The 24,523-nt window shown below is 62.1% G+C and carries 19 protein-coding genes; 7 read left to right on the top strand and 12 right to left on the bottom strand.

Going from position 1 to position 24,523, the window contains the following annotated elements:
• Positions 1-53: 53 nt before the first annotated feature.
• Genes fba through AC0QUY_RS21270 form a run of 4 tightly spaced genes read right to left on the bottom strand, consistent with a single transcriptional unit; the run spans position 54 to position 5,139 of the window.
• Positions 54-1,139 carry a class II fructose-bisphosphate aldolase gene (fba, locus tag AC0QUY_RS21285; RefSeq protein ID WP_475388306.1) on the bottom strand — a complete coding sequence of 362 codons (1,086 nt, stop codon included), beginning with the start codon at positions 1,137-1,139 and terminating at the stop codon, positions 54-56.
• Positions 1,140-1,174: 35 nt separating this feature from the next.
• Complete coding sequence (gene tkt / locus AC0QUY_RS21280; protein ID WP_475388240.1) at positions 1,175-3,214, bottom strand: transketolase; 2,040 nt, start codon at positions 3,212-3,214, stop codon at positions 1,175-1,177.
• The gene (locus AC0QUY_RS21275; protein WP_475388239.1) at positions 3,211-4,086 is read right to left on the bottom strand and encodes a phosphoribulokinase; all 876 of its coding nucleotides are present in this window, start codon (positions 4,084-4,086) and stop codon (positions 3,211-3,213) included. Before AC0QUY_RS21275 ends, tkt begins: the two co-directional genes overlap by 4 nt.
• A gap of 15 nt (positions 4,087-4,101) precedes the next feature.
• On the bottom strand, positions 4,102-5,139 hold the full coding sequence (locus AC0QUY_RS21270; protein ID WP_475388238.1) for a class 1 fructose-bisphosphatase: 1,038 nt from the start codon (positions 5,137-5,139) through the stop codon (positions 4,102-4,104).
• Positions 5,140-5,289: 150 nt separating this feature from the next.
• On the opposite strand from AC0QUY_RS21270, the gene AC0QUY_RS21265 reads away from it, so the two are divergent.
• The gene (locus tag AC0QUY_RS21265) at positions 5,290-6,261 is read left to right on the top strand and encodes a LysR family transcriptional regulator (protein WP_475388237.1); all 972 of its coding nucleotides are present in this window, start codon (positions 5,290-5,292) and stop codon (positions 6,259-6,261) included.
• A 236-nt stretch (positions 6,262-6,497) separates the two neighbouring features.
• Positions 6,498-7,808: an ABC transporter substrate-binding protein gene (locus AC0QUY_RS21260; RefSeq protein ID WP_161853266.1), complete on the top strand. Its 1,311-nt coding sequence runs from the start codon at positions 6,498-6,500 to the stop codon at positions 7,806-7,808.
• 187 nt (positions 7,809-7,995) lie between these two features.
• Here AC0QUY_RS21260 and AC0QUY_RS21255 read toward each other — a convergent pair whose 3' ends face one another.
• The 6 genes from AC0QUY_RS21255 to xoxF5 form a co-directional block, all read right to left on the bottom strand.
• Positions 7,996-9,165 (bottom strand): Gfo/Idh/MocA family protein, encoded by a 1,170-nt coding sequence (locus tag AC0QUY_RS21255; RefSeq protein ID WP_475388236.1) that lies wholly within the window; start codon positions 9,163-9,165, stop codon positions 7,996-7,998.
• Between the two features lie 55 nt (positions 9,166-9,220).
• Positions 9,221-10,408: a fumarylacetoacetate hydrolase family protein gene (locus tag AC0QUY_RS21250; protein WP_475388235.1), complete on the bottom strand. Its 1,188-nt coding sequence runs from the start codon at positions 10,406-10,408 to the stop codon at positions 9,221-9,223.
• A 428-nt stretch (positions 10,409-10,836) separates the two neighbouring features.
• Entirely contained in the window at positions 10,837-11,406 is a 570-nt protein-coding gene (gfa, locus tag AC0QUY_RS21245; protein ID WP_161853263.1) for an S-(hydroxymethyl)glutathione synthase, read from the bottom strand.
• A gap of 34 nt (positions 11,407-11,440) precedes the next feature.
• Positions 11,441-12,547, bottom strand: coding sequence for an S-(hydroxymethyl)glutathione dehydrogenase/class III alcohol dehydrogenase (locus AC0QUY_RS21240; protein WP_475388234.1), 1,107 nt, complete (start codon positions 12,545-12,547; stop codon positions 11,441-11,443).
• Positions 12,548-12,619: 72 nt separating this feature from the next.
• Positions 12,620-13,096 (bottom strand): c-type cytochrome, methanol metabolism-related, encoded by a 477-nt coding sequence (locus AC0QUY_RS21235; protein ID WP_475388305.1) that lies wholly within the window; start codon positions 13,094-13,096, stop codon positions 12,620-12,622.
• 112 nt (positions 13,097-13,208) lie between these two features.
• Positions 13,209-15,095 carry a lanthanide-dependent methanol dehydrogenase XoxF5 gene (gene xoxF5 / locus AC0QUY_RS21230; RefSeq protein ID WP_161853261.1) on the bottom strand — a complete coding sequence of 629 codons (1,887 nt, stop codon included), beginning with the start codon at positions 15,093-15,095 and terminating at the stop codon, positions 13,209-13,211.
• A gap of 404 nt (positions 15,096-15,499) precedes the next feature.
• Between xoxF5 and AC0QUY_RS21225 the strand changes: the two genes are divergently transcribed.
• On the top strand, positions 15,500-16,468 hold the full coding sequence (locus AC0QUY_RS21225; RefSeq protein WP_475388233.1) for a helix-turn-helix domain-containing protein: 969 nt from the start codon (positions 15,500-15,502) through the stop codon (positions 16,466-16,468).
• Positions 16,469-16,582: 114 nt separating this feature from the next.
• Here AC0QUY_RS21225 and AC0QUY_RS21220 read toward each other — a convergent pair whose 3' ends face one another.
• Complete coding sequence (locus AC0QUY_RS21220) at positions 16,583-19,036, bottom strand: TonB-dependent receptor (RefSeq protein WP_475388232.1); 2,454 nt, start codon at positions 19,034-19,036, stop codon at positions 16,583-16,585.
• Positions 19,037-19,180: 144 nt separating this feature from the next.
• Positions 19,181-20,533, bottom strand: a complete 1,353-nt coding sequence (locus tag AC0QUY_RS21215; protein WP_475388304.1) for a histidine kinase — start codon at positions 20,531-20,533, stop codon at positions 19,181-19,183.
• Between the two features lie 184 nt (positions 20,534-20,717).
• Here AC0QUY_RS21215 and AC0QUY_RS21210 point away from each other — a divergent pair, with 184 nt between their 5' ends.
• The 4 genes from AC0QUY_RS21210 to AC0QUY_RS21195 all read left to right on the top strand — a co-directional run bounded on the left by AC0QUY_RS21210 (position 20,718) and on the right by AC0QUY_RS21195 (position 24,491).
• A complete protein-coding gene (locus AC0QUY_RS21210) occupies positions 20,718-21,374 on the top strand; it encodes a response regulator transcription factor (RefSeq protein ID WP_057857651.1) in 657 nt (218 codons plus the stop codon).
• Complete coding sequence (gene fghA, locus AC0QUY_RS21205; RefSeq protein ID WP_475388231.1) at positions 21,371-22,216, top strand: S-formylglutathione hydrolase; 846 nt, start codon at positions 21,371-21,373, stop codon at positions 22,214-22,216. The genes AC0QUY_RS21210 and fghA overlap by 4 nt, the downstream gene beginning before the upstream one ends.
• 104 nt (positions 22,217-22,320) lie before the next feature.
• A complete protein-coding gene (locus AC0QUY_RS21200; protein WP_475388230.1) occupies positions 22,321-23,502 on the top strand; it encodes an ABC transporter substrate-binding protein in 1,182 nt (393 codons plus the stop codon).
• A 17-nt stretch (positions 23,503-23,519) separates the two neighbouring features.
• Positions 23,520-24,491 carry a YVTN family beta-propeller repeat protein gene (locus AC0QUY_RS21195; RefSeq protein WP_475388229.1) on the top strand — a complete coding sequence of 324 codons (972 nt, stop codon included), beginning with the start codon at positions 23,520-23,522 and terminating at the stop codon, positions 24,489-24,491.
• Positions 24,492-24,523: the final 32 nt, after the last annotated feature.

The raw sequence follows: 24,523 nt of genomic DNA, 5'->3' as shown, positions 1-24,523 counted from the left end.
CGGCCTCCTTGGCTGGTGTGCGGCGACTGGTCGGGATCGAACGCGTCGTCAGGTCATTCTGCGGCATCGGCCATCCCTCCCATCCTTGGATCGAGCGCGCCGGAGCGATAGCGCCGGGCCATCTCGGCCAATGGAATGACCTTGATTTGCGAGGCATGGCCCGCCGTGCCGAATTGCTCGAACCGTTCACGGCAAAGGTCGCGCAGCGCATCCATCGCCGGCTTGAGGAATTTTCGCGGATCGAATTCGCTTTTGCTTTGCGTTGCGACCTTGCGGAACGCCGCCGTCATCGCCAGCCGGCAGTCGGTATCGATATTGACCTTGCGCACGCCATGCCTGATGCCGCGGACGATCTCCTCGACCGGCACGCCCCAGGTCTGCGGCATCTCGCCGCCGAATGCATTGAAGGCGTCCTGCAATGGCTGCGGCACCGAGGACGAACCGTGCATCACCAGATGCGTATTGGGCAGCCGGCGATGGATTTCCTCCACCACCCTCATGGCAAGGATGTCGCCGTCCGGCTTGCGCGAGAATTTATAGGCGCCGTGCGAGGTTCCCATCGCGATCGCCAGCGCATCGACCTTGGTGGCGCGAACGAAGTCGACGGCCTGGTTGGGATCGGTCAGCAATTGATCGTGGCTGACCTCGCCTTCGACACCGTGACCGTCCTCCTGTTCGCCGCCGCCATGTTCGAGCGAGCCGAGCACGCCGAGTTCACCCTCCACCGACGCGCCGATCCAATGCGCCAGCTCGACGACGCGGCGGGTAATGTCGACGTTGTAGTCGTAATCCGCCGCGGTCTTGGCGTCCGCCTTCAGCGAGCCGTCCATCATCACGGAGGTGAACCCATGCTGAAGCGCGGTGGCGCAGGTCGACTCTTCGTTGCCATGGTCCTGATGCAGGCAGATCGGAATCTGCGGATACATCTCCTCCAGCGCGTCGATCATCTTCGACAGCATGATGTCATTGGCGTAAGAGCGCGCTCCCCGCGAGGCCTGGATGATCACGGGCGCATCCGCAGCCGCCGCCGCTTCCATGATCGCGAGCCCCTGCTCCATATTATTGATGTTGAATGCCGGCACGCCGTAGCCGTGCTCGGCGGCATGATCCAGCAATTGCCTCAATGTGATTCTGGCCATCGGCGCCTTCTTCTGGTTCGGCGTTACGTTCAGCGTCATGCGTAGGTCGTCGTCATTCTGGTTCGGGCCAGGCAACGCATGGCGGCGGTCGCAACCGCCTGCGGCGTAATGCCGAACTCGCGGTAGAGCGTCTCGGCCGGCGCGGATGCCCCAAAGCCGGTCATGCCGACGAATTCGCCGCGATCGCCAAGCCAGTGGGCCCAGTCGCCTTCGACCGCGGCCTCAACGCCTACCCTTGGAACGCGACCAAGAACGGCGGTCCGATATTCGCGGGATTGCTGGCGAAACAGATCGAAGCACGGCGCCGAGACCACCGCGGCGCGGACGTTGTCCTTCTCGAGCAATCTTGCCGCCTCGAGCGCGATCGATACTTCGGAGCCCGTTGCGATCAGAGTGACGTCGCGGCCGGCCTCCGGTTCAACGACGACGTAAGCGCCGAACGCGACCAGATTGGTTTGGTCAGTGACGTCACGGAACGTCGGGACCGCCTGCCGCGACAGGCACAGCACGGACGGAGCGCTCATCTGCCGCAGCGCGCAATCCCACGCCTCCGCGGTCTCGACAGCGTCGCCAGGACGAAATACCAGCAAGTTCGGGATGGCCCGCAGCGATGCCAGATGCTCGACGGGCTGATGCGTCGGACCGTCCTCGCCCAGGCCGATCGAGTCATGCGTCATGACGTGGATGACGCGGATGCCCATCAGCGCCGCCAGCCTGATCGCCGGGCGGCTGTAATCAGCGAAGCTGAGAAACGTGCCGCCATAGGGAATGAAGCCGCCATGCAGTGCGATGCCGTTCATCGCGGCGGCCATCGCATGCTCGCGGACACCGTAATGAATATAGCTGCCTTCGAGCCTATCGGCCCGCACCGGTTGCTGCGTCTTGGCGCGCGTCAGATTCGAATGGGTGAGATCAGCCGAACCACCGAGGAGATTCGGCAGCGCTTCGGCGATCACGTCGATCACCATTTGCGACGCCTGCCGGGTGGCGACCTGCGGCCGCTCGCTGCCGAACCGGACCCGCAGTTGCGCCATGACGTCAGCATATCCGCAGGGCAAATTCCGGTTCAGCGCATCGTGAAACGGCGAACGTCCCGCCGAATTGACCCGCCTGCTCCGCTCGACCCAGGCGCGCCGGGAGGTATGTCCCTGCGCACCGATTTCGCGCCAGGCATCCATGACGGCTTCCGGAATCTCAAATGGCGCATGCGGCCAGTTCAACGCGCCGCGCGTTTTCCCGACTTCATCGGCTCCGAGCGGCGCGCCATGCGCTTTTTCGGTGCCCTGCCGATTCGGCGCACCGAAACCGATCACCGTACGGCAAGCAATCAGCGATGGCCGGTCGCTCTGCCGGGCGCGACGGATCGCTGCCGCAATCGCTTCGGGGTCATGGCCATCGATCCGGACCGCTGACCAGCCGGACGCCTTGAAGCGCGCAAGCTGGTCATCCGAGCATGACAACGACGTGGAACCGTCGATCGAAATCTCGTTGTCATCATAGAGCACGATCAACCGGCTGAGCCTGAGATGTCCCGCCAGCGAAATCGCTTCGTGGCTGAGACCCTCCATCAGACAGCCGTCGCCGGCGATCACATAAGTATAGTGATCGACGAGGTCGTCGCCGAAGCGTGCGTTCATCAGGCGCTCCGCCAGCGCCATGCCGACCGCCGTGGCAATGCCCTGGCCCAGCGGGCCCGTGGTGGTTTCGACGCCGGGCGTATGTCCATACTCCGGATGGCCCGGGGTCTTCGATCCCCACTGCCGGAATGCCCTCAGTTCATTGGCCGTCATGCCCTCGTAGCCGGTCAGATACAGCAGCGCATACAGCAGCATCGAGCCGTGACCGGCCGAGAGTACGAACCGGTCGCGATCCGGCCACGCCGGATCGGCGGCATCGAATTTGAGGAAACGCGAGAACAGCACGGTGGCGACGTCGGCCATGCCCATCGGCATGCCGGGATGACCGGACTTCGCCTTCTCGACGGCGTCGATGGCCAGGAAGCGGATCGCGTTTGCCATTTCCGCATGCGAAACGGTCGAATCATTGGCAACGCGGGATAGAGCTAGATCGGTCATATCATGCGCCTCTTACGTTCCATCAGTTGCAGGATCAGCGGGGTGAGGATGAGCTGCATGGCGAGGTCGAGCTTCGAGCCATGGATCACGATCGAGTTGGCGCGCGACATGAAGCTGTTCGGGATCATCGACAGCAGATAGGGAAAGTCGATGCCGCGCGGATTCTTCAGGCGGATCACCACCATCGATTCGTCCGGCGTCGGTATCCAGCGCGCGATGAAGGGGTTCGACGTGTCGACAGTCGGCACCCGCTGGAAATTGATGTCAGTCTCGGTGAACTGCGGACAGATGTAGTTCACGTAGTCAGGCATCCGCCGCAGGATGGTGTCGGTCACCGCTTCTGCGGTGTAGCCGCGGTCGCGGCGATCGCGATGCAGCTTTTGGATCCATTCCAGATTGATGACGGGAACGACGCCGATCTTGAGGTCGGCATGTTGCGCGATGTTGACCTTGTCGGTCACGACAGCGCCATGCAGTCCCTCATAGAACAACAGATCGGAATTTTCCGGCAGCGGCGCCCATTCGGTGAATGTGCCCGGCTTTGCGCCGTACAGTCTTGCTTCCTCCTCATCGTGCACATAGTGCCTGGTCGTGCCGGTCCCGGACTCGCCGTAGTCGCGGAACAGCTTCTCCAGTTCTTCGAACAGGTTGGTTTCCGGGCTGAAATGGCTGAAATGCTTGTTGCCACGCTCGGCTTCCTCGGCCATTTTCGTGCGCATCTCAAAGCGGTTGTAGCGATGGAAGGCGTCGCCCTCGACATAGGCAGCGGCGACGTTCTCGCGGCGGAAGATGTTTTCGAACGTCTTCTTCACCGACGTCGTGCCAGCGCCCGATGAGCCCGTAATCGATATGATGGGGTAGCTGCGTGACATCTGCGCTCTTCCCTGTCAGCGAAACAGGCCACGCCGCGCGAATAGCGGCGCGTCGCTGTTGTCGAACATCGGCTGGGTGCCTTCATGAATGGCGGTGACGTCGCGAACGCCGCGCATCGACCCCATGATCAGCGGCACCCGCTGGTGCGGCGTTTTCGCCGACAATTCGAGGATGCGGCGGCGGCCGGTGGTCGCGGCACCGCCCGCCCACTCCATCACCAGTGCCATCGGATGCGCCTCGTAAAGCAGGCGAAGACGTCCCTCGCGGTAGGCCGGTCGCGCATCCGCCGGATACAGGAACACCCCGCCGCGAACGAGAATGCGAAGCGACTCCGCAACCAGCGAGCCGATCCAGCGCATGTTGAAATCGGCCGCGCTGCCGCCGTTGGTGCCGGCCAGGCACTCGTCGATATAGGTCCGCACCGGTCCGTGCCAGTGCCGGCGGTTCGAGGCATTGATGGCGAATTCGGGCGTGTCGGGCGCGATCCTGACGCGGCGCGCGATCAGCAGGAATTCCCTCGCGCGCCGGTCCAGAATGAAGATGTCGACGCGCTCGTCGAACGCCAGCACCAGCGTGGTTTGCGGGCCATAGACCACGAAGCCTGCCGCGCACTGCGCCGTGCCGGGCTCGAAGAAAGTGGAGACGATGTCGTTGCCGCGCGAGCGGATCGAAAAGATGGTTCCGACGGAAATGTTGTTTTCGAGGTTGGCGGACCCGTCGAGCGGATCGATCGCGACGCAGAGCGATGCCCCGGCATCGAACACTTCCGGCAGTTCCGATTCCTCTGATAGAACGGCGGCGACCGGCGACTTGCGCAACGCTGCGCGCATCATTCCGTCGGCGGCGAGATCGATGTCTCTCTGAAAATCGCCGTCGGAATTGACGCTATCGGTTTTCCCGGTAATGCCCGCCAACGGTCCGTCGGCAATGAGATCGGCAAGGCCGATCGCCGCAGCAGCGATCGCCTCAATCACGGTGGACACGGCCGGCCCGACCGGTGTCTCCGACCCCGTTTGATCAAGATGCGAGCACAAGGTCACGCGTGCGCCCATGGCCGTTCCCCGTTTGGCGCCCGCTTTCGGGGCGATTGCAAAGCGTCGTGCCCATCCGCACTCCGCGCCTAACAACAACCCAGTTTGCAAAATTAGTGAAATTTTCTTATCTTTGGCTTTGCCAAAGTTTTTCTTATATTGGACAGGCCCATGGCAAACAGGTTTCGGCGAGAATTGACCATTCGCCAGTTGCGCGCGCTGGCAGCCGTTCACAGCGATCGGTCGGTTACCGCGGCCGCGAAGCGACTGCATCTGACGCAGCCGGCGGTCACGTTGCAGATCCGCAATCTGCAGGAGATTGCGGGTGTGCCGCTGATCCAGCGCACCAATGACGGCATGCTGCTGACCGACGCCGGGCGCGAGGTGCTGACGCTTTCGGAGCGCATCGAAGCGGCGATTGCAGACTGCGAAACCTCGCTGGAGATGATCGCAGGCAAAACGGCAGGGCGCATCTCGATCGGCGCGGTCAGCACCGCGAAATATTTCGTGCCGTTCATGATCTCGGGATTCTCGAAACGGCATCCGAATATCGATGTTACCCTCTCGATCGGAAACCGCCAGGAGATCGGCACCGCACTACGCGGCTACGATCTCGACTTCGCGATCATGGGCCGCCCCCCGGCCGACATCGAGATGGACGTCCATCCGATCGGCGATCATCCGCATGTCATTATCGCGCCGACCAGCCATCGCCTGGCGCGAAAGTCGCGCATTGCGCTGAGCGACCTCGCCAACGAGACGTTCCTGATGCGCGAGCCTGGCTCGGGGACGCGCGGCCTGATGGAGCAACTGTTCGAGACGGCAGGGATTCGCCCGAACATCGGCATGGCGATGAGCAGCAATGAGACGATCAAGCAGGCCGTGATCGCCGGACTCGGCATTGCGTTTATTTCCGCGCATACGGTCGCCACCGAACTCGACGAGCGACGGCTGGCCACGCTGGATGTGGTCGGCCTTCCCATTGTCAGGCAATGGTTCGCGCTCTCCCGAAAGGACAAGATCCTTCTGCCCCCGGCGCGCGCCATGCTTGAATTCCTCAGCGCCCGCGGCGCGCAATTCCTGCCGAGAACCCAGGGCAGGATCAGGCTCACCCGGACGTCGGCGCGCGGCAAGCGGCGGTGACGTTGCCCGAGCAGCCAATAAAGACTGCGGAATGCCGATCATCGGCCATGGATGGTGCGACGCATTCCGAGTGATGAGACGAAAGTCTGAGTACCTCCCTCCCGGCACGCCACCGGACCAAATCAAGCAGCAGTCGCCGACAGGTTGACATCCTGCCCTCTTCTCCAAATACTTGGCAAAAAGCGCGAACAAGCTGTCCCGGCGACAGATAAAACAGATAAAAAAGGGAGGACACGATGCCGACTTCACGCAGAACACTGCTGAAGACTTCTGCGGCTGCCGCCGCTGCATTCACCTTCGATTGGACCCGCGCGCAGGCGCAAGCCGAAACAGTACGCATCGGTCTGATTTACGATCTGACCGGTCCCTTTGCCGCGGGTGGCTCGGTCGCCTCCTCGATCGGCGCGCAGATCGCCATCGACCTCGTCAACGAAAAGGGTGGCGTCGGCGGCAAGTACAAGGTTGCCGCCATCGCCGCGGATTCCCAGAGCAAGCCCGATGTCGCGATCAACGAGGCCAATCGCCTGATCGACCAGGAGAAGATCGACATCATCAACGGCGTCTACGCGAGTTCGCATGCGGTCCCGCTCGCGGCCAAGGTCGAGCAGCAGAAGAAGATCCTCTGGATCACGACCGCGGTTTCGACCGCCGTGTTCAAGGACAAGAACCTGCAATACGTCTTCCGCGCGCAGATTCATTCCGACCAATATGGCCAGGCCTTTGCGAGCTTCATCACTGAGCACGCCAAGGCGAAGCTCGGCATGGAGCCCAAGGACGTCAAGGTCGCGCTGATTCACGAGGACGGTCCTTATGGGGTCGGTGTCGCCGCCGCCGATGAGGCCTATGCGAAGGAGGCCGGCCTGCAGGTCGTGCTCAAGGAAGGCTATTCTGCATCCGCCCCCGACCTCTCAGTGCTGGTAACCAAGATCAAGCGCGCCAGGGCCGACGTCATCTCGCACGCGGGATACAACCCTGATATCACCTTGTTCCTGCGCCAGGCGCGCGAGAACGGCCTCAAGTTCAAGATGCTGTTCGGCGCCGGCGCGGGCTACAGCCAGCTCGACAAATTGCGTGCGACCTTCGGCGCGGACATCGACAATTTCTGCAATATCGATCCGGTGCCGGCGCAATTACTCGATGCCTCGAAGCTCGCGCCAGGGATCGGCGATCTCACCAAGGTGATGATCGCGCGCTACAAGGAGAAGACCAACGCGACCGATATTCCGCCGCACTGCTCGATGGGCTTCAATCAGACCTGGATCCTGCTCAACAGCGTGCTGCCGGTGGCCAAGGAGAAATATGGCGGCTTCGATCCCGAAGCCATTCGCAAGGCGGCGCTCGACGTCGATATCCCGCCGGGCGGCACCATCCAGGGCTATGGCGTGAAATTCTATCGGCCCGGCACGCCGCTCTCCGGCCAGAACGAGCGCTCGACCCCTGTCGTGATGCAGAATGCCGGCGAGCATATCTCGGTGGTCTGGCCGACCAATATCAGGACGCAGGACCCGGTATTCCCGCTGCCGAAATCGTCGGTGTATGCGGCGTAGGTCGATCTTTCACCCTCTCCCCTTGCTGTGCTTGCTGTGGGAGAGGGTGGCTTCGATGCTTCGCATCGAAGAGCGACGGATCTCTCTCCGCGAATGAACCTCTCGCAATTGAGTCCGCGGACAGAACCCCTCATCCGGCACGCTGCGCGTGCCACCTTCTCCCACAAGGGGAGAAGGGAGATTGCCGTTAAAGCGTGACTCGCCGCCCCTCCTCCGCCGCCCAATAGCCGGCGTAGTTGACCTTGATCGTCTCAAAGGCCAGCGCCAGATCCGAGAGCGGCTGGCGGCCGGTGGCCACGCATTCCATGAAATCCTGGATTTCCTGCGTGTAGCCGCGCGTCCATTCCTCTTCGAGGCAGATGTATTGCCAGCCGGTCTTCCGGTCGACTTTTTCAGTAATGTAGACGTTGGTCAGCTTCTCCTCGCTGGTCTGATAGCTCATCATGTGCGTGTTCGGCGTGATATTGGCGAACAGCGAGCCGCTGCTGGTATAGGTTTCGATCAGGTTGCGGACGCCACCAAGGATCATGTCGCCGGAAAACACCGTGGCCTTGGTGCCGTCCGAGAAGGTGGCCGTGAGCACGCCCCAATCCTCGACATCCACGGGATTGGCCTTGAGCACGGCCCGTTCGTCAGGGCGCAGGCACGCGGTCACATTGCCGACGTCACACGTCACGCTGGCAACACCGATCGTCTCGCCGCGCGCCTTCGCCTCGACCTGCTTGAGATAGAGCACCGCCGACAATGGATGGCATCCCATCCGGATCAACGAGCCGCCGCCGGTCATCGCCCACTGCGCGGCGTGCGCGGCATGCGAGCCGGAGTGGCTCTCCTCCCCCTTCATGAACAGGATCTTGTCCCTGGTGGCCTTGAGGATCTCCACGGTCTTGGTCACCGCCGGCGCGTAGATCCAGTCCTCGGCATACATGAAGAGCTTGCCGGTGTTGCCGATTGCCGCGCAGGTCTTCTCCATTTCCTCCAGCACGCGCTCATACATCAATGCCTTCGGCACATGCTTGCCGATCGGCGCCGTGTCGCCATCCCGGCCGAAATAGCCGGCGAACGGCTTTTCGCAGATGACGTGTTTGCCGGCCTGCATCGCCTCGACGATCATCGAGGTGTGCAGATTGGGCGGCGTGCAGATATCGATGACGTCGAGATCAGCATCGGCGATGAGGTCGCGAAAGCTGCGATAGACCGTCGGAATCCGGTGGCGGCCGGCAAACTCGACGACATGATCGCCTCTCGCCGCAACAGCGCGGACTTCGACATTTACGCCGTAGACGCGGCGGTAGGCATGCATGTGCAGTTCGGACACGAAGCCGCACCCGGCCAGCCCGATCCTGATTTTCGCCATCTGCGGAATGCCTCCCTCGTCGACCAAGACCGAATTGCTGGCGTGGTTCGGGGCGCTAATTGCTGCTTCGGCCGGCCTTACGGCGCATCAACGCGGCGAAGAGCTCGGTCAGGCCGAACCGCCAGGGTTCGCAATCGCCGCTGTGACGCATGCGGTTGGTCAGCCGGCCGAGTTTCGGCGTGGCGACCGTCACCAGATCGCCTTCCACGTGAGTGAACCCCTGCCCCTTCGCGAAACGGTCCTGGATCGGCGCGAACATCGTGCCGAGGAACAACACGAAGCCGTCGGGATACTGATGGTTCTCGTTGATCGTCTGCCCGACGATGTCGGCCGGATCGCGGCTGATCTTTGTCAACGAGGATGCGCCGTGCAGGACGAAACCCTCCGGTCCCTTCACTTCCAGCGAGATATCCATCTTCCTGACGTCGTCGAGCGTGAAGCTCGCGTCGAAGAATCGCACGAACGGGCCGATAGCGCAGGACGCGTTGTTGTCCTTCGCCTTGGATAACAACAGCGCCGAGCGCCCCTCGAAGTCGCGGAGATTGACATCGTTGCCGAGCGTGGCGCCGACGGTGCGGCCATCGCTGGCTACCACCAGCACCACCTCGGGCTCTGGATTATTCCAGGTCGATTTCGGATGCAGGCCCGCATCCACGCAGGTGCCGACCGCCGACAGCACGGGAGCCTTGGTGAACACCTCGGCATCCGGCCCGATGCCGACTTCGAGATACTGGCTCCAGGCGTTCTGCGAAACCAGCACGTCCTTGACATGCTGCGCTTCGGCCGAGCCCGGCTTCAATTGCGACAGGTCGGTGCCGACGATCCGCGTCACCTCGGCCCGGATCGCCTCAGCCGAATCCGGATTGCCGCGCGCTCGCTCCTCGATCACCCGCTCAAGCATCGAGACGGCGAAGGTGACGCCGGCGGCCTTGATCACCTGCAGGTCGATCGGGGCCAGCAACCATGGCCTGGCCGGGTTGCGGGTGTCGGGCGGCGTATTGTTCAGGAGATCCTGCAGCGCGCCGACCCGCTCGCCACGCGCAGCGCGCAGCGCCGCGGCCGGATCGGCAACGGCGGCAAGCTGGCTGGCGGTGGGAAATTCGTTGGTGACGTCGAACACGCCATCCTGACGAATCGCGACCACCGACGGCCCGGCAAGGTCGGGACGCCAGATCCGCCCCATCAGCGCGGCGCCGGCGAAATCGTCGGGCAGGATGAAAGCAGCGTCGGTGACGATCGGCATCGTGGGAGTCCTCGCGAGGGGGCGTCTGTGCGGTCAGGGCAGCACCGTCCATAGAAGGGAAACCGATGGACGGGTCAACACCTTCAGGGAGGGGCCCACGTCGGCACCGCGGCCGCCGGTACAGGTTCATCGCGCCGCAGCATGCAAAATCAGACGATTGGTCAAATGCGACCGATTACACGCGCAGGCAATCTGGTCTGGCGCATGGCGGTCGAACAAAGACCGCCATGAGATTCGATGTCCGGGAACTACATGCGGCACAATCCCGCCGGAATGCCGCGGGGCCTGTGATGGCTGCGCGACCTCTCCGGCCGGCGCTCAACCAAGAAGGGGCACCACATGGTGGCGCTGCTTCTGCGCTGACGGCGATCCCCATCAGCGCAAGTTCGGTATCTCGCTAGATCGGGCCAGTGCCCGCTTCGCCTTGTCTAGGCCGCCTTGGCCTTGGACTTGGCGACGTGGCTCGAGATCGCATCCATCAATGGCGGCGACAGGCAGTCATAGGGCTCCAGTCCGAGCTCCTTCAGCCGAGCCCTGATTCCAGCCATCTCCCCTGGTTGGACGCCGGACTCCAAAACGGACGACACAAACGCCGCAAACCCCGGAGCCGCCGAGCCGCCTTCCTGGAACAGCTCGGGATGGATGAAATCGAGGCCATAGAACGGATGTCCCGTGTTCTCGATCCGGCCGTACATATGCGTGCCGCAGGCCTTGCAGGCATAGCGCTGGATCGTGGCCGCCTGGTCGACGATCTGCAGCTTGTCGCCGTTCTCGATCACTTTCACATTGTCGCGCGGAACGACGGCGACAACGGAGAAGATCGCGCCTTCGGGCTTCCAGCATTTGGTGCAGCCGCAAGCGTGATTGTGGGCAACGTCGCCCTTGATGGCGACCTTGACCGGCCTGTCCGAGCACTTGCAGACCAAGGTGCCGCCGGCGAAGCTGCCGGTCCCCTGTTTTACGCCGCTGTCAACCGATGGGTGGATGTGAACAGTCATGGGCCTCTCCTCCTTGTGTTTGAAGTTCCCCTATTCAGAACACGACAACCGAACGGATCGACTTGCCCTGGTGCATGAGATCGAATCCCTGATTGATCTCCTCCAGCTTGAGCACATGCGTGATCATCGGATCGATCTCGATCTTTCCGTTCATGTACCAGTCGACAATCTTCGGCACGTCCGTACGGCCACGCGCGCCGCCAAAAGCCGTTCCCTTCCAGACGCGGCCGGTCACGAGCTGGAACGGCCGGGTAGCGATTTCCTTGCCCGACTCAGCAACCCCGATCACGACGGAGACGCCCCAGCCGCGATGGCACGCTTCGAGTGCCTGCCGCATCACGGTGGTATTGCCGGTGCAGTCGAAGGTGTAGTCGGCGCCGCCGTCGGTGAGCCCGACCAGATGCTGGATGATGTCACTGACCTTGGTCGGATTGACGAAATGCGTCATGCCGAAGCGGCGGCCCCAATCCTCCTTGGCATCGTTGATGTCGACGCCGACGATCTTGTCGGCGCCCACCATCTTCGCGCCCTGGATGACGTTGAGCCCGATGCCGCCGAGACCGAAAACGACGACGTTGGCGCCAGGTGTCACCTTGGCGGTATTCACCACGGCGCCAACGCCCGTCGTCACCCCGCAACCGATGTAGCAGCTCTTGTCGAAGGGCGCGTCCTCGCGAATCTTCGCCACCGCGATTTCCGGCAGCACGATAAAGTTCGAGAACGTCGAGCAGCCCATGTAATGGAAGATCGGCTTGCCCTTATGGCTGAAGCGCGAGGTGCCGTCCGGCATCAGCCCCTTGCCCTGGGTGGCGCGGATGGCGGTGCATAGATTGGTCTTGCCGCTCAGGCAGCTTTTGCACTGGCGACATTCCGGCGTGTACAGCGGAATCACGTGATCGCCGGCCTTGACCGACGTCACGCCCGGGCCGACTTCGCGGACGATGCCCGCGCCCTCATGACCGAGGATCGAAGGAAAGATTCCTTCGCTGTCGAATCCGTCGAGCGTATAGGCATCGGTGTGGCAGATTCCGGTCGCCTTGATCTCGACGAGAACCTCACCGGCCTTCGGGCCTTCCAGGTCGACCTCGACGATTTCAAGCGGCTTCTTGGCTTCGAATGCGACAGCAGCGCGGGTCTTCATTCTAAACTCCACATTTGTTCTTCAGGTCGCTGCACGGAGTATCGGGACATATGCCTCGCATGTTTGGCATGATCACTTGCCTCCCATGCAGGACTTTTCTGTATCGGTGTACGCGTCGGGCTTGTCTTCCTTCTTGGCGGGCCGGACGCGCCCGACGGCGTCATGGGCACGGGCACGCAGATACACATAAAGGTCGTCCATGTAGCAGGCGACATTCGGATTATCGCCGAGCGCCGGCATGACGGAGTTGCCGTTCTTGCGGCCACTCGCGACAACTCCGACGAAGTCGCCGTAGTTCATGGTCTTGAGTGAATTCGTGAGGCCAGGGGCGTAGGTCGATCCCATCCCGTCGGGGCCATGGCAGACGTGGCATTCCGAGTGATAGCGCCGGTAACCGGAGTAGGTGTACCAATCCACCGTTCCGTCGGCCCCAACCTTGAAAGTCGGATTGCCTTCCTTGTCGAGGTACTTTCCGTCCTCGGATTTGACGGCAGCCGGGTCGACCGCGTTTTCGGCGAAGGAAATTCCTCCTGATACCACGAAGATCATCGCAGCACCCACAAACCAGATTTTACGCAAGAGCTTGTCCTCGAGATTCGGTGGTAGGCGAACCGGCGCATGGAGCAACTCCATGCGCCGGAACGAAGTTGGTTGGCTCAGCTTACTGCGGCAGAGCGAATACGGTCAGAGTTCCGCCGAGCGCGGTGTAGTTGCTAAGGGCAGCGTAACCGCCGACGGCGCCGAGGCCGGCGGTGTCCACGTTCCTCGCGGCCGATTCCAATGCCCGGCCCGCCGCTGCACGGCCCGCAGCGCCCTGCCATTCAGCGGCACCCTCCGGGCTCATCAGCCCGGCCGCCAAGCCGATGCCGGCCCAGCCGCCCACGCCGGAAAGCACGGCCACGTATTGCCGGCCGCCCTGTTCGTAGGTCGTGACGTTCCCGATAATGCCGGACGGGGTCTTGAACTTGTAGAGCTCCTTGCCAGTCTTGGCATCGACCGCCTTCAGGTAGCCTTCGAGCGTTCCGTAGAACACCACGCCGCCGGCGGTAGCGAGCGCACCGGACCACACCGAGAACATTTCCTTGTTCGACCACACGATCTTGCCGGTCTTGTTGTCCCACGCGATGAAGTTGCCCATGTGGGTTTCGCCAGGAGGCGGATACATCGAGAGCGTCGCCCCGACATAGGGTTGGCCCGCAGTGTAGTTCACCTTGAACGGCTCGTAGTCCATGCAAACGTGGTTGGTCGGCACGTAGAACAGTTGCGTGTCCGGCGAATACGCCGCCGGCTGCTGGTCCTTGGTACCGAGCGCGGCCGGGCAGATACCCTTGACGTTGACGTCCTCGCCCTGCTTGTCGGTCGAATATTGGTCGACGACCTTCGGTCGACCATAGGTGGGCGAGCTCTTGTTCATGTCGACGCCGCTGGTCCAGTTGACCTTCGGATCGTACTTCTCCGCCACCAGCAATTCGCCGTTGGTGCGGTCCATCGTATAGGCGAGCCCGTTGCGGTCGAAATGGGTCAGTAGCTTACGCGCTTGACCGCCGATCTGTTGATCGCTGAGGATCACTTCGTTGACGCCGTCGTAGTCCCACTCGTCGTGCGGGGTCATCTGATAGACCCAGCGGGCCATGCCGGTGTCGGCGTCCCGCGCAAAGATGGTCATCGACCAGCGATTGTCTCCCGGCCGCTGCTTTGGATTCCAGGTCGAGGGGTTGCCGGTTCCGTAATATATCAGGTTCAGCTCGGGATCATAAGAATACCAGCCCCACGTCGGTCCGCCGCCGATCTTCCACTGGTCGCCCTGCCAAGTATCGATGCCGGAGTCCTTACCGACCGGCTTACCTAGATGCGTGGTCTTCACCGGATCCATCAGCGTGTCGCTGTCGGGTCCCATCGAATAGCCGCGCCAGACCCGCTTGCCGTCCTTGATGCTGTAGGCAGTCACCGAACCACGAACGCCGAATTCGCCGCCCGAGATGCCGGTGAGGACCTTGTCTTTAAAAACCATCGGTGCCGACGTCCCGGTCTCACCTTTGCTGGGATCTCCGTTCTTCACCGACCAGACCAGCTTCCCGGTCTTGGCATCGAGGGCGACAAGGGTCGTGTCGGCCTGGTGCAAAAAGATTTTTCCATCGCCGTAGGCCACGCCACGATTCACCGTGTCGCAGCACATCACCGGGATGACGTTCGGATCCTGTTTGGGTTCATATACCCAAACGATCTTCTGCTCCTGGGATAGGTCAAGAGCATAGACTTTGTTCGGGAACGGTGTGTGGACGTACATCATGTTGCCGATAATGAGCGGTCCGCCCTCGTGGCCGCGCAGCACGCCGGTCGAGAACGACCATGCGACCTGCAACTTGCCGGCGTTGGCTGCAGTAATCTGGTTGAGCTTCGAGTAGCGCGTATTGGCGTAGTCGCCCGTCGGCATCACCCAATCCTTTGGGTTCTGCGACATCTTGATCAGTTCGTCATTGGCATACGCAACGCCGGCAGCGAATGCCGCCACGGCGCCGAGACAGGCAGCGGATAGCACTTTGCGCATAGTGGTTCCTCCCAGATTGAGGGTTTAGGGTTTCCGTCGAGACGGCCCATTTTCCATTCTTGGTCCCTATTCCTATCCCGTTCGGAAATGGGAAACTTGCCCAAGAGCGAAGCGCGTTTGCTCAGAAGCGAAACACAATAAACTTTTTAATTTTGGGAACGTCGAGAGCCGTCCCTCTCATGCTGCGAAGCATCAATCGTGGGCTCGTTCCCACAAGCACCCGCGCGTCCCGAGGCTGAGGTTCCCCTTGACGCAGCCGAAACTAAGTTGGAGGATTGTCAAAGGGATATTGGGAAGAATCTGCGCGACTTCCCCACGACCGCCTTAAGTCGAGGCAAATGTAGCGTCCTGTGACCGAAGCTTTTGCCGAGGTCGTGGCCTGTTCTCGAATCGGTGCTTCGACCATGTCCGATACAGTCCGCTCACTCAGCACTTCCGGGTTGGCGCCGAAGAAGCAGCTGCAAACTTGGTCAGATGCGCTGACGGATCTGTGCGGTCAGTTCGACGTCGATCCGCTGGAAGGTTCCTCGCTGGAGGGGCGGATAAACTACACGACCGTCTCGCAGTTGAAGCTGTGCCAGATCGAGGCAAGCCAGCATCGTATCGCGCACACGGTCTCGGGCACCAAGCTGAGCGAACACCCCTACGTCAAGATACTGTTCCAGACCTACGGCATCTCGCATTTCGAACAGGCCGGCCGGCGCATGGACATCATGCCCGGCGATTGTCTCGCCTATGACGTCTCCTGCCCGCACACGATCGTCAGCCCCTCGCTGACCCGGCACGAGGTCGTGATCGTGCCGAAGGAACTGCTTCACGAACGCGGCTTCCGCACGTCGAAGATGTTGCCGTGCAAGCTTTCCGCACGTAACGGCACCGGCCGTATTGCCTACGACTTCGTGCACACCGCGTTTGATGAAGCGAACCGGCTATCGCCCTACAACGCCATCGGCGTCGCCGATTCGCTGATCGATTTGCTGCTGTTGCCGTTGCGCGAGGCCGACACGATGTTCGATCGCGTCGGTCCCGAAGCAATGTACATCCGCGCCCAGGCTTTCATCCGGGAACATTTGCGCGACCCGGAGCTTTGCATCGACCAGATCTCGGCGGCGCTGGGCTGCACCAAGCGCTATCTGCACATGCTGTTCAGCGACAAGGGCATGACCGTCAGCGATTACATCTGGCGGGCGCGGCTGCTGCACTGCCGGCAGGAGCTGGAGACCCAGCATGGAAAGACGATCACGGACGTCGCGTTTTCCTGGGGCTTTTCCAGCTCGTCGCACTTCAGCCGCGTGTTCCGGAAGCATTTTGGCTTCGCGCCCTCTACCATTCACAAGGCGCATTGCGTCGATCCGGCGCTGGATGCTTCCTGAGGCGAACGTCCCCGTTGTGCGGCGACCACCTGTTGCCGTACCGTCGTCGATAGCTTGAAATCGTTTTGCGCTCTCCCGCACTGCCGGCCATGATGGCTGCGCCGCTTCGCCGGCCTAGAAGGTCGCCCTCAGCCCTGCATAGAAGGCACGCGGCCGCGCCGGGCTGACAGAGCGAGGGTCGGTAAAATCCGCCCCGCCATTGGCGAAATTGGGAAGATCTCCTTTATCGAAGAACGTCCCGTAGGTCGCATAGCGGTTGTCGAAGATATTGTCGACGCGGCCGTAGATCTGGAACGTCTTGTCGATCTGATACGAGGCGTGCAGGTTGAAAACCGAGTACCCAGGCAGCCTCGCCGCCTGATTGGATTCATCGCCAACAAAATACTGGCTGCCGACGAACAATGCATCGCCGCCGACCTTGAAAGCATCGGTGACCGAATAGTCGATGCCTAGCTTGACCCGGTTGCGCGGGATCGCGGGGATTCGGTTGCCCGGCAGGACCTGGATAAGGCCAGTGGCGGGATCGGCGAACGGGCTGTGAGAGTTGAGCTCCAAGGCGTCGAGGAAGCGTGCATCCACGAGGGCATAGCTGGCATAGAGTTGCAGCGTCTTCGACGTGAGATTGACCTGGGCCTCGATGCCCTGGCGCCGCGTCCTGCCCACGTTCTGGAAGTAGCCAAAGCCCTGCAACTGACTGGGAATCGCCAGGATGTCATCGGCATTGGTCGCGCGGAACGCGCCGACCTTCCACCCGAGCGTCCCGATATTCAGCTCCTTGGTGCCGCGGAAACCGGCCTCAATGGTACGGGATACGACCTGTTTCAGTGGCGGATCCGCGATCAGGATTGCCGCGACGATGCAGGGGCGCGCAGGATCGGCGCATGCGAGTTCCAGCGGGGTTGGCGCGCGATTGGCTTCGGAATACCCGGCATAGGCCGTCACTTCAGGCGTAATCTTGTAGGTGCCGCCAATCATCGGATTGAAGCGGCTGAACGTATGATTGCCGTTGAGATCGGTACCGATCAGATCCTGCAGGACGATGTTTGCATAGTTGAACCGGCCGCCGCCCGAGATTGAGAACCGGTCCGTCACGTCGAACGTGTCGAGTGCATAGAGGCCGGTGTAGCGGTTGGTGGCGCGAAGCGAGACCGGGCCGATTGAAATCGGGATGCCTGATGGTCCGAGGAAGATGCCGCTGCCGCTGACAACGTAATTTGAACCGATCGTGCCCAGTTCCGCGCTCGCCCCGAACCGGGTGACGCCGGAATCGAAGCTGGTACCGACCATGAACTGGTTGTTGTGCCCGAACAACTGGTCGGTGTTGGTTGCCTGCAGCGTCGCCCCCGTCGTGGTCGAACGGGTGGTTGTCCGATCGATCTGGCCCAGCACCGCGTCGGTGGGGAACGGATTTGCGAGCTGGACTCCGTTGAGCCCGTTCGCCGGCGCTCCCGGCGTGGTATCTTCGTTGAAACAAAGCCGTGTCGGATCGGCGCCACACGGCTCCGTCTCGGTCGGGTTACCATCGACTGTCTTCTGCCGGAACGCGCGGACTCGCGCCGAGCCTTCGATCGTCCAGGTCGGCGTGATCTCGACCTTTCCAGTCAGATTGGCGTAGGCAACGCGGTTGTCGGTGGTCTGCGGCGTCGTATAGGTTGCGCCCCAATACTTCTGCAGCAGTTCGACCGGCACCGTCGCCGCTGCGCCGAAATTGTTCTTGGCGACGCCCACATTGAGGTGAAATTCGCTGCTATCGGTCCGGTAGCCGACATCACCATAGAAGCGCCGGATCGCCGATTCCGAAAAATTGCGATAGCCGTTGTCACGCACGCCTTCGAGCGCGCCATAGACCGAGAAATTGCCGATCTGCTTGCCATACTGCGCCGAACTCTGGATGCGGCCGAACGAGCCGCCCATCGTGTTGATTTCGCCGCCCTGATAGTTGAAGCCGTCCTTCATCTGCACGTTGACGGCACCGCCCAAGGCATTGAGACCAAACGCGGGATTGTTGGTTACGACGGTAACCGACCTGATTGCGGCGGTCGGGATCAAATCCCAATTGACAGTGTCGCCGAACGCTTCGTTGACGCGCACCCCGTTCTGGTAAACCGCCAGTCCCTGGGGTGTGCCCGAGACGGGAGATGCAACGAAACCTCGAAATTGTATGTCCGGCATGAACGGGTTGCCGGTCGTATCGCTGATGACAATACCCGGCACCTGTTGCTGCAGCGCATCCGCGATGTTCAGCGAGCCGGTGCGCGCAATCTGCCCGGCACCGACGGCATTGACCGCTGCGGCCACCTTATCGACATCCATTCCCGAGCCGACCGTCGGCGTAGGCGCGGTCGGGTAAACAAAGACCCTGCGAACATTCCTTGCGGGCGCCCGAGTTGCCCCTCGGGCGCGCGCTGGTTTGGCGCTCGTCGCCGGCGCGACGACCTCGATGGCCGGCAAAACGTCGCTAGCTGCGGGTGCGGTTTGGGCCTGAGCACAGTCCAGCCCGGGAACCAGACAGATCGAGATCGTCCCGACCACCCGTACGCGTGCACCCATATTCCCACCCCAACACATACCGGCTTGTCCCCTGCCGGTTCGATGTCGACGATACTAGTGAGAAGACAACGACACGCGCTAGCCGCAAAAGGTCTGGTTCCTCACCTTGCATTCCTCCCGACGAGGACCGGGACAAATTCCCGGACAGCAACTCGCAATCGATCAAGGATGCGACCCGTGGGGGACGACCGCCTCGACCGTTACGCCCCCATTGTCGGAGATGACATTCAGCGTCCCGCCCAGCGCCAGTATTCTCTCGCGCATCCCGACCAGGCCGAAGCCGGACTTGTGATCCGGCGCCAAGCCGCGGCCGTTGTCGCTCACGCGCACCAGGGCGCAGCCGCGACTTCCATGGATGCCTTCGGCCTGTTCGACCGTGACGCTGACGGACGTCGCGTCGGCGTGGCGGAAAGCGTTCGTCAAGGCTTCCTGGACGGTGCGGTAGATCGTCAGATCAGCGACTTCTCCGCCCTCGCCTGGCGCGCATGCAATGTTCGCCTCAATGGCAACATCGGGTCGAGACTCACGCCACAAGCGCAGCAGCACGCCGAGCGCCTCGGCTAGTCCAAGCTCCGCCAGCCCGACAGGCCGCAGCTTTTCCAATATCCTGCGGTTGAATTGCTGAAGCGCATTGGTCTGCTCCATGATGGCGGTGGCATGCTTGCGCAACGCATCGGCGCTCGGCGCACGCCCATCCTCGGAAAGCCGCGTCAGCGCGCCGGCGTGGGCGCGCAGCGTAAAGAGATACGGCCCGAACTCGTCATGAAGTTCGCGCGCAATCTCCTTGCGCTCCATATCCTGCAGCGAGACCGTGCGTTCGGCGAGCCGGCGCTTGTCCTCGACGGCCTCGCCGAGGGCGCCTGCAAGGTGGTTCAGCTTGGCACAGATTACCGCCAGCTCGGGCGCGCCGCCGGGCTCGACGCGCGATGCGTACTGTCCAGCCTCAATGTTCGCCATGGTCTGCGAAAGCGCCTGCAGCGGCGCCAGCGCGCGGCCAATCACTACCATCGTAACCAGAAAGAGCGCGATGGCGAGCGCGGAGCCGACCGCGAGCTGGGTCACGATTCCGTCCCAGATCTCGGCCACCTCGTCGTTCGGATGCGAGGTGATCAGCAGCGATTGCGGCTTGCCGTGGATCGTGATCGGTACGCTCACGGTTGTGGTTTCCGGATGCACGAGCGCGATGAACCACGCCGGCGGCGACCGCTCCCCGTCGCTGTTGCCGGGGTGTGCACCCGTGGCGGCGTCGCCCTGCCGTGTGATGCTGACATGACGGAGCCGGCTGAGGTCAGACGCGATCTGGTTCAGCCGCGCATCCGGGTCCGGCGCCTCGTTCAGGCTTGGCACGATCGTCTCGACGAACTCGCGCGCCAGCCGGATGACGCTCTGATCTTCGGCGCGAACACGGGGCGCCGCCTCTACCACCAGCCGCGCGATGTTGATCGCTAAACCTAGCGTGAGCCCTACCGCCAGCAGCAAATTGATCCGGGAACGCAACGATAATTTCTGCCACATGACGTTTGCCCCAATCGCGTCGCAATCAGTTCCCCGACGAGAGGACCGTTGACAGTCGAAAAACCGACGATCAGATTGAAGCGTACAGCAATCGCGTCGGCGTTGCATGATCGGCCTCGCGCCGACGTCTGCGTAACGTGATGCGATGCAACAACGCGGCCGAAGCAGCTCGGGGATCGATGTAATGCGTGTACTGATCGTCGATGACCATCCCATTGTCGCTTCGGGCTGCCGCACGGTATTTGCCGACGATCCGGAGGTCGTGCTGCTGGAGGCTGCCGACGCGGAGAGCGGTGAACGGGTGTTCATCGCTGAACGACCCGACATCTGCGTGATCGACATCAACCTGCCGACCGTGTCCGGATTCGAGCTGGCGCGGCGCATTCTTGCACGCGCCGCTTCCGCACGAATCATCATGTTCAGCATGAACGACGATCCGGTCTTCGCCGCGCGCGCCATCGACATCGGCGCCAAGGGCTATGTCGCGAAAACGGGCGATCCGCAGGATCTGGTCGAGGCGATTCGTGAAGTCGGCAAGGGCGGCGTCTATCTGCCGTCTGCGATCGCGCGAAGCATCGCCTTCGCCGGACCTGCATTCGCCCGCAGCCCGCTTTCCAAACTCACGTCGCGAGAGATGGAAATCCTCCGCCTGCTCAGCGCGGGCAAGAGCCTTTCCGAGATCGCGTGGCTGGTTCATTCCTCGTACAAGACCGTTGCCAACACATCGTCGATCATGCGCCAGAAACTTGGCGTGCGAACTTCCGCCGAATTGGTGCGGCTGGCGATCGAAAGCGGCATCGGCGTAACCGTGCCGCACGGCGCCGGAGTAGCAAGATCATGAGCATGCAGACCGTTTCGCTCAACACCTCATATGGCGGAACGCAGGGTGTCTATCGACATGCCAGCGGCGAAACATGCACCGACATGACCTTCTCGGTCTATATCCCTCCGCACGCCGCCGGCGCCAGGCTGCCGGTGGTCTGGTATCTTTCCGGCCTGACCTGCACCCATGCCAACGTGACGGAGAAAGGCGAATTCCGCAGCGCCTGCGCCGAACTTGGATTGATCTTCGTTGCGCCCGATACCAGCCCGCGCGGCGAAGGCGTGCCCGGCGATCCCGCCAATGCCTATGACTTCGGGCTTGGCGCCGGCTTCTATGTCGATGCGACACAAGAGCCGTTCGCCCGCAATTACCGCATGTGGAGCTACGTGACGGAAGAACTGCCGAAGCTGGTCGCTGACAAGTTTCCCGTCGATCCTGACCGGCAATCCATTTTCGGTCATTCCATGGGCGGCCACGGTGCACTGACAGTCGCGTTGCGCCATCCGGGCCGCTATCGCGCGGCCAGCGCATTTGCGCCGATCGTCGCTCCCTCGCAGGTGCCATGGGGCATCAAGGCGCTCGGCGGTTATCTTGGCACCGACCGGCAAGCATGGCGCAAGCACGATGCGGTAGCCTTGATCGAGGACGGTGCCAGGCTGCCGGATCTACTGGTCGACTACGGCGATGCCGATCAGTTTTTGACGGAACAGCTCCGTCCCGAGCTGCTGCAAAGCGCATGCGAGAAGGCCAAGATACCCCTTACCTTGCGCCGGCAGCCCGGCTACGACCACAGCTACTACTTCATCTCCACGTTCATGGGCGATCATCTGCGTTGGCATGCCGCACGCCTGAAAGGCTGATGCCCGCGCAACAGAATTGAGTTGCAAGCCGAAACAATTCGGTCATGGTTCAAGCTAACGGTCTTCCATAGCGCGAAGTCGAGAAGACCTTTTAGGGAGAAGCCATGATCCGATGGTTGGTCGCTGCGATCGGCTTGAGCGTCGCGGCTGCCCCCGTGCTCGCGGCCGACCCCATCGAGATCGGCATCGGCTATCTCGGCCGCGCCGGCGTGAAAGCGAAATTGTCGCTCGTCGAGCTGCCGGCCGAAAACGATGGCGTGGCCGGCGCCCGTCTTGCCGTCGAGGACAACAACACCACGGGCAAATTCCTCAACCAGCGCTTCACGCTCGAAGAGGTCCGGCTCAAGGACAACGAAGACGTCGCGAAAGCCGCGGCGACGCTTGCCGAGCGCACCGGCTTCATCATTGCCGACCTCCCGGCGGACGATCTGCTGAAGGCCGCTGACGCGCTTCGCGATCGCGGAACGCTGCTGTTGAACGCCGGCGCCATCGACGATCGGTTGCGCGAGCAGGATTGCCGCGCCAACGTCATCCATGTCGCGCCGACACGCTCGATGCTAGCGGATGCGCTCGCCCAGTATCTGGTGTGGAAGCAGTGGAAGCGCTGGCTGTTCGTCGTCGGCTCGCATGATCAGGACAAGCTCTTTGCCGACGCCTTGCGCCGCGCCGCCACGCGCTTCGGCGCCAAGATCGTTCAGGAACGAACTTTTGAGGACACCGGCGGCGCCCGCCGCACCGACAGCGGCGTCACCCTGATCCAGCGGCAAATGCCGACCTTCACCCAGCAGGCGCCGGCCTATGACGTCCTCGTTGCCGCTGACGAGAGCGAGGTGTTCGCGTCCTACCTGCCCTACCGCACCTGGGACCCGCGGCCGGTCGCAGGCTCCGCAGGCCTGGTTCCGACCAGCTGGCATGCCGCGCAGGATCAATGGGGCGCGATCCAGATTCAAAATCGGTTTGTAAAGTTGAACTCGCGACACATGACCGCATTGGACATGCAAGCGTGGACGGCAGCGCGCATGATCGGTGAAGCGACGTCGCGCACGAAGTCCGGCGATCCCAAGGCGATATCGAATTTCCACAAGGGGCCCGATTTTTCCATTGCGGCGTTCAAGGGCCGTCGGTTGACATTGCGGGACTGGAACCTGCAGCTTCGCCAGCCGATCCTGCTGGTCGATGGACGCATGGTGGTCTCGGTTTCGCCGCAAGAGGGATTCCTGCATCAGGTGTCGGAGCTCGACACGCTTGGCGCCGATCGGCCGGAAACGAAATGCAAATTGCGTTGAGGAGAAAGAGATTGCGCATGTGGCGTCACTGCCTGATTTCCGGAATGGCCCTCTGGCTCGCGGCGGCGAGCCCCGCATCGGCCTTCATCGCCTATGTCTCCAACGAGAAGAGCAACACCGTATCGGTGATCGATACGAACAACTGGTCCGTCATCAAGACCATCAAGGTCGGCCAGCGGCCGCGCGGCATCGAGTTCACCAGGGACGGCAAGTTCGTGTTCGTCGCCGTCGGCGACGACGACAGCATTCAGGTCATCGACGTGGCGAAGCAGGAGGTCGTCGATACCCTGCCCTCTGGACCAGATCCCGAACTGTTCGCTCTCGATGCGGACGGCAAGATCCTTTACGTCGCCAACGAGAACGACAATACGGTGACCATCATCGACGTCGAGAAGCGCTCCCGTCTCGGCGACATCCAGGTCGGCGTCGAGCCGGAAGGCATGGCCATCAGCCCGGACGGCAAGATCCTGATCAATACGTCCGAGACCACCAACATGGCGCATTTCATCGACACCGCGACGCGCCAGATCGTCGCCAATGTGCTGGTCGATGCGCGCCCACGCTACGCCGAGTTCAAGCGTGACAACTCCGAAGTATGGGTATCGTCGGAGATCGGCGGCACCGTTTCGGTGATCGATCCGGTCAAGCGGGAGGTGACCAAGAAGATCACATTCGAGATTCCCGGGCTTCGGAGCGAAGCCATCCAGCCGGTCGGCATCGGCATGACCAAGGACGGCAAGACCGCCTTCGTCGCGCTCGGCCCCGCCAACCGCGTCGCGGTGGTCGATGTCGCCAGCCACAAGGTCACGAAATATCTGCTGGTGGGACAGCGTGTCTGGCACATGGCGTTCACACCCGATGAGAAATATCTGCTGACCACCAATGGCGTATCGAACGACGTCTCTGTGATCGATGTCGCCGCGCAAAAGGTCATCAAGACGATCCAGGTCGGCGAATTACCCTGGGGTATCACGATTGCACAACCATGACGGCCACTGACGCATATTCGTCCGGTCAGGGT

Source organism: Bradyrhizobium sp. WYCCWR15520, from assembly GCF_056174665.1.
This window is presented reverse-complemented; position numbering and strand designations above follow the sequence as displayed.

What these genes read in the sequence shown, in the direction of transcription:
- AC0QUY_RS21270 (WP_475388238.1), bottom strand. Translation starts at nt 5,139, where the DNA reads ATGGGCGCACGCGTGACCTTGTGCTCGCATCTTGATCAAACGGGGTCG.
- AC0QUY_RS21210 (WP_057857651.1), top strand. Translation starts at nt 20,718, where the DNA reads ATGCGTGTACTGATCGTCGATGACCATCCCATTGTCGCTTCGGGCTGC.
- fghA (WP_475388231.1), top strand. Translation starts at nt 21,371, where the DNA reads ATGAGCATGCAGACCGTTTCGCTCAACACCTCATATGGCGGAACGCAG.
- AC0QUY_RS21215 (WP_475388304.1), bottom strand. Translation starts at nt 20,533, where the DNA reads ATGTGGCAGAAATTATCGTTGCGTTCCCGGATCAATTTGCTGCTGGCG.
- AC0QUY_RS21250 (WP_475388235.1), bottom strand. Translation starts at nt 10,408, where the DNA reads ATGCCGATCGTCACCGACGCTGCTTTCATCCTGCCCGACGATTTCGCC.
- fba (WP_475388306.1), bottom strand. Translation starts at nt 1,139, where the DNA reads ATGGCCAGAATCACATTGAGGCAATTGCTGGATCATGCCGCCGAGCAC.
- tkt (WP_475388240.1), bottom strand. Translation starts at nt 3,214, where the DNA reads ATGACCGATCTAGCTCTATCCCGCGTTGCCAATGATTCGACCGTTTCG.
- AC0QUY_RS21240 (WP_475388234.1), bottom strand. Translation starts at nt 12,547, where the DNA reads ATGAAGACCCGCGCTGCTGTCGCATTCGAAGCCAAGAAGCCGCTTGAA.
- xoxF5 (WP_161853261.1), bottom strand. Translation starts at nt 15,095, where the DNA reads ATGCGCAAAGTGCTATCCGCTGCCTGTCTCGGCGCCGTGGCGGCATTC.
- AC0QUY_RS21195 (WP_475388229.1), top strand. Translation starts at nt 23,520, where the DNA reads ATGTGGCGTCACTGCCTGATTTCCGGAATGGCCCTCTGGCTCGCGGCG.
- AC0QUY_RS21225 (WP_475388233.1), top strand. Translation starts at nt 15,500, where the DNA reads ATGTCCGATACAGTCCGCTCACTCAGCACTTCCGGGTTGGCGCCGAAG.
- AC0QUY_RS21255 (WP_475388236.1), bottom strand. Translation starts at nt 9,165, where the DNA reads ATGGCGAAAATCAGGATCGGGCTGGCCGGGTGCGGCTTCGTGTCCGAA.
- AC0QUY_RS21235 (WP_475388305.1), bottom strand. Translation starts at nt 13,096, where the DNA reads ATGATCTTCGTGGTATCAGGAGGAATTTCCTTCGCCGAAAACGCGGTC.
- AC0QUY_RS21275 (WP_475388239.1), bottom strand. Translation starts at nt 4,086, where the DNA reads ATGTCACGCAGCTACCCCATCATATCGATTACGGGCTCATCGGGCGCT.
- AC0QUY_RS21260 (WP_161853266.1), top strand. Translation starts at nt 6,498, where the DNA reads ATGCCGACTTCACGCAGAACACTGCTGAAGACTTCTGCGGCTGCCGCC.
- AC0QUY_RS21220 (WP_475388232.1), bottom strand. Translation starts at nt 19,036, where the DNA reads ATGTGTTGGGGTGGGAATATGGGTGCACGCGTACGGGTGGTCGGGACG.
- gfa (WP_161853263.1), bottom strand. Translation starts at nt 11,406, where the DNA reads ATGACTGTTCACATCCACCCATCGGTTGACAGCGGCGTAAAACAGGGG.
- AC0QUY_RS21265 (WP_475388237.1), top strand. Translation starts at nt 5,290, where the DNA reads ATGGCAAACAGGTTTCGGCGAGAATTGACCATTCGCCAGTTGCGCGCG.
- AC0QUY_RS21200 (WP_475388230.1), top strand. Translation starts at nt 22,321, where the DNA reads ATGATCCGATGGTTGGTCGCTGCGATCGGCTTGAGCGTCGCGGCTGCC.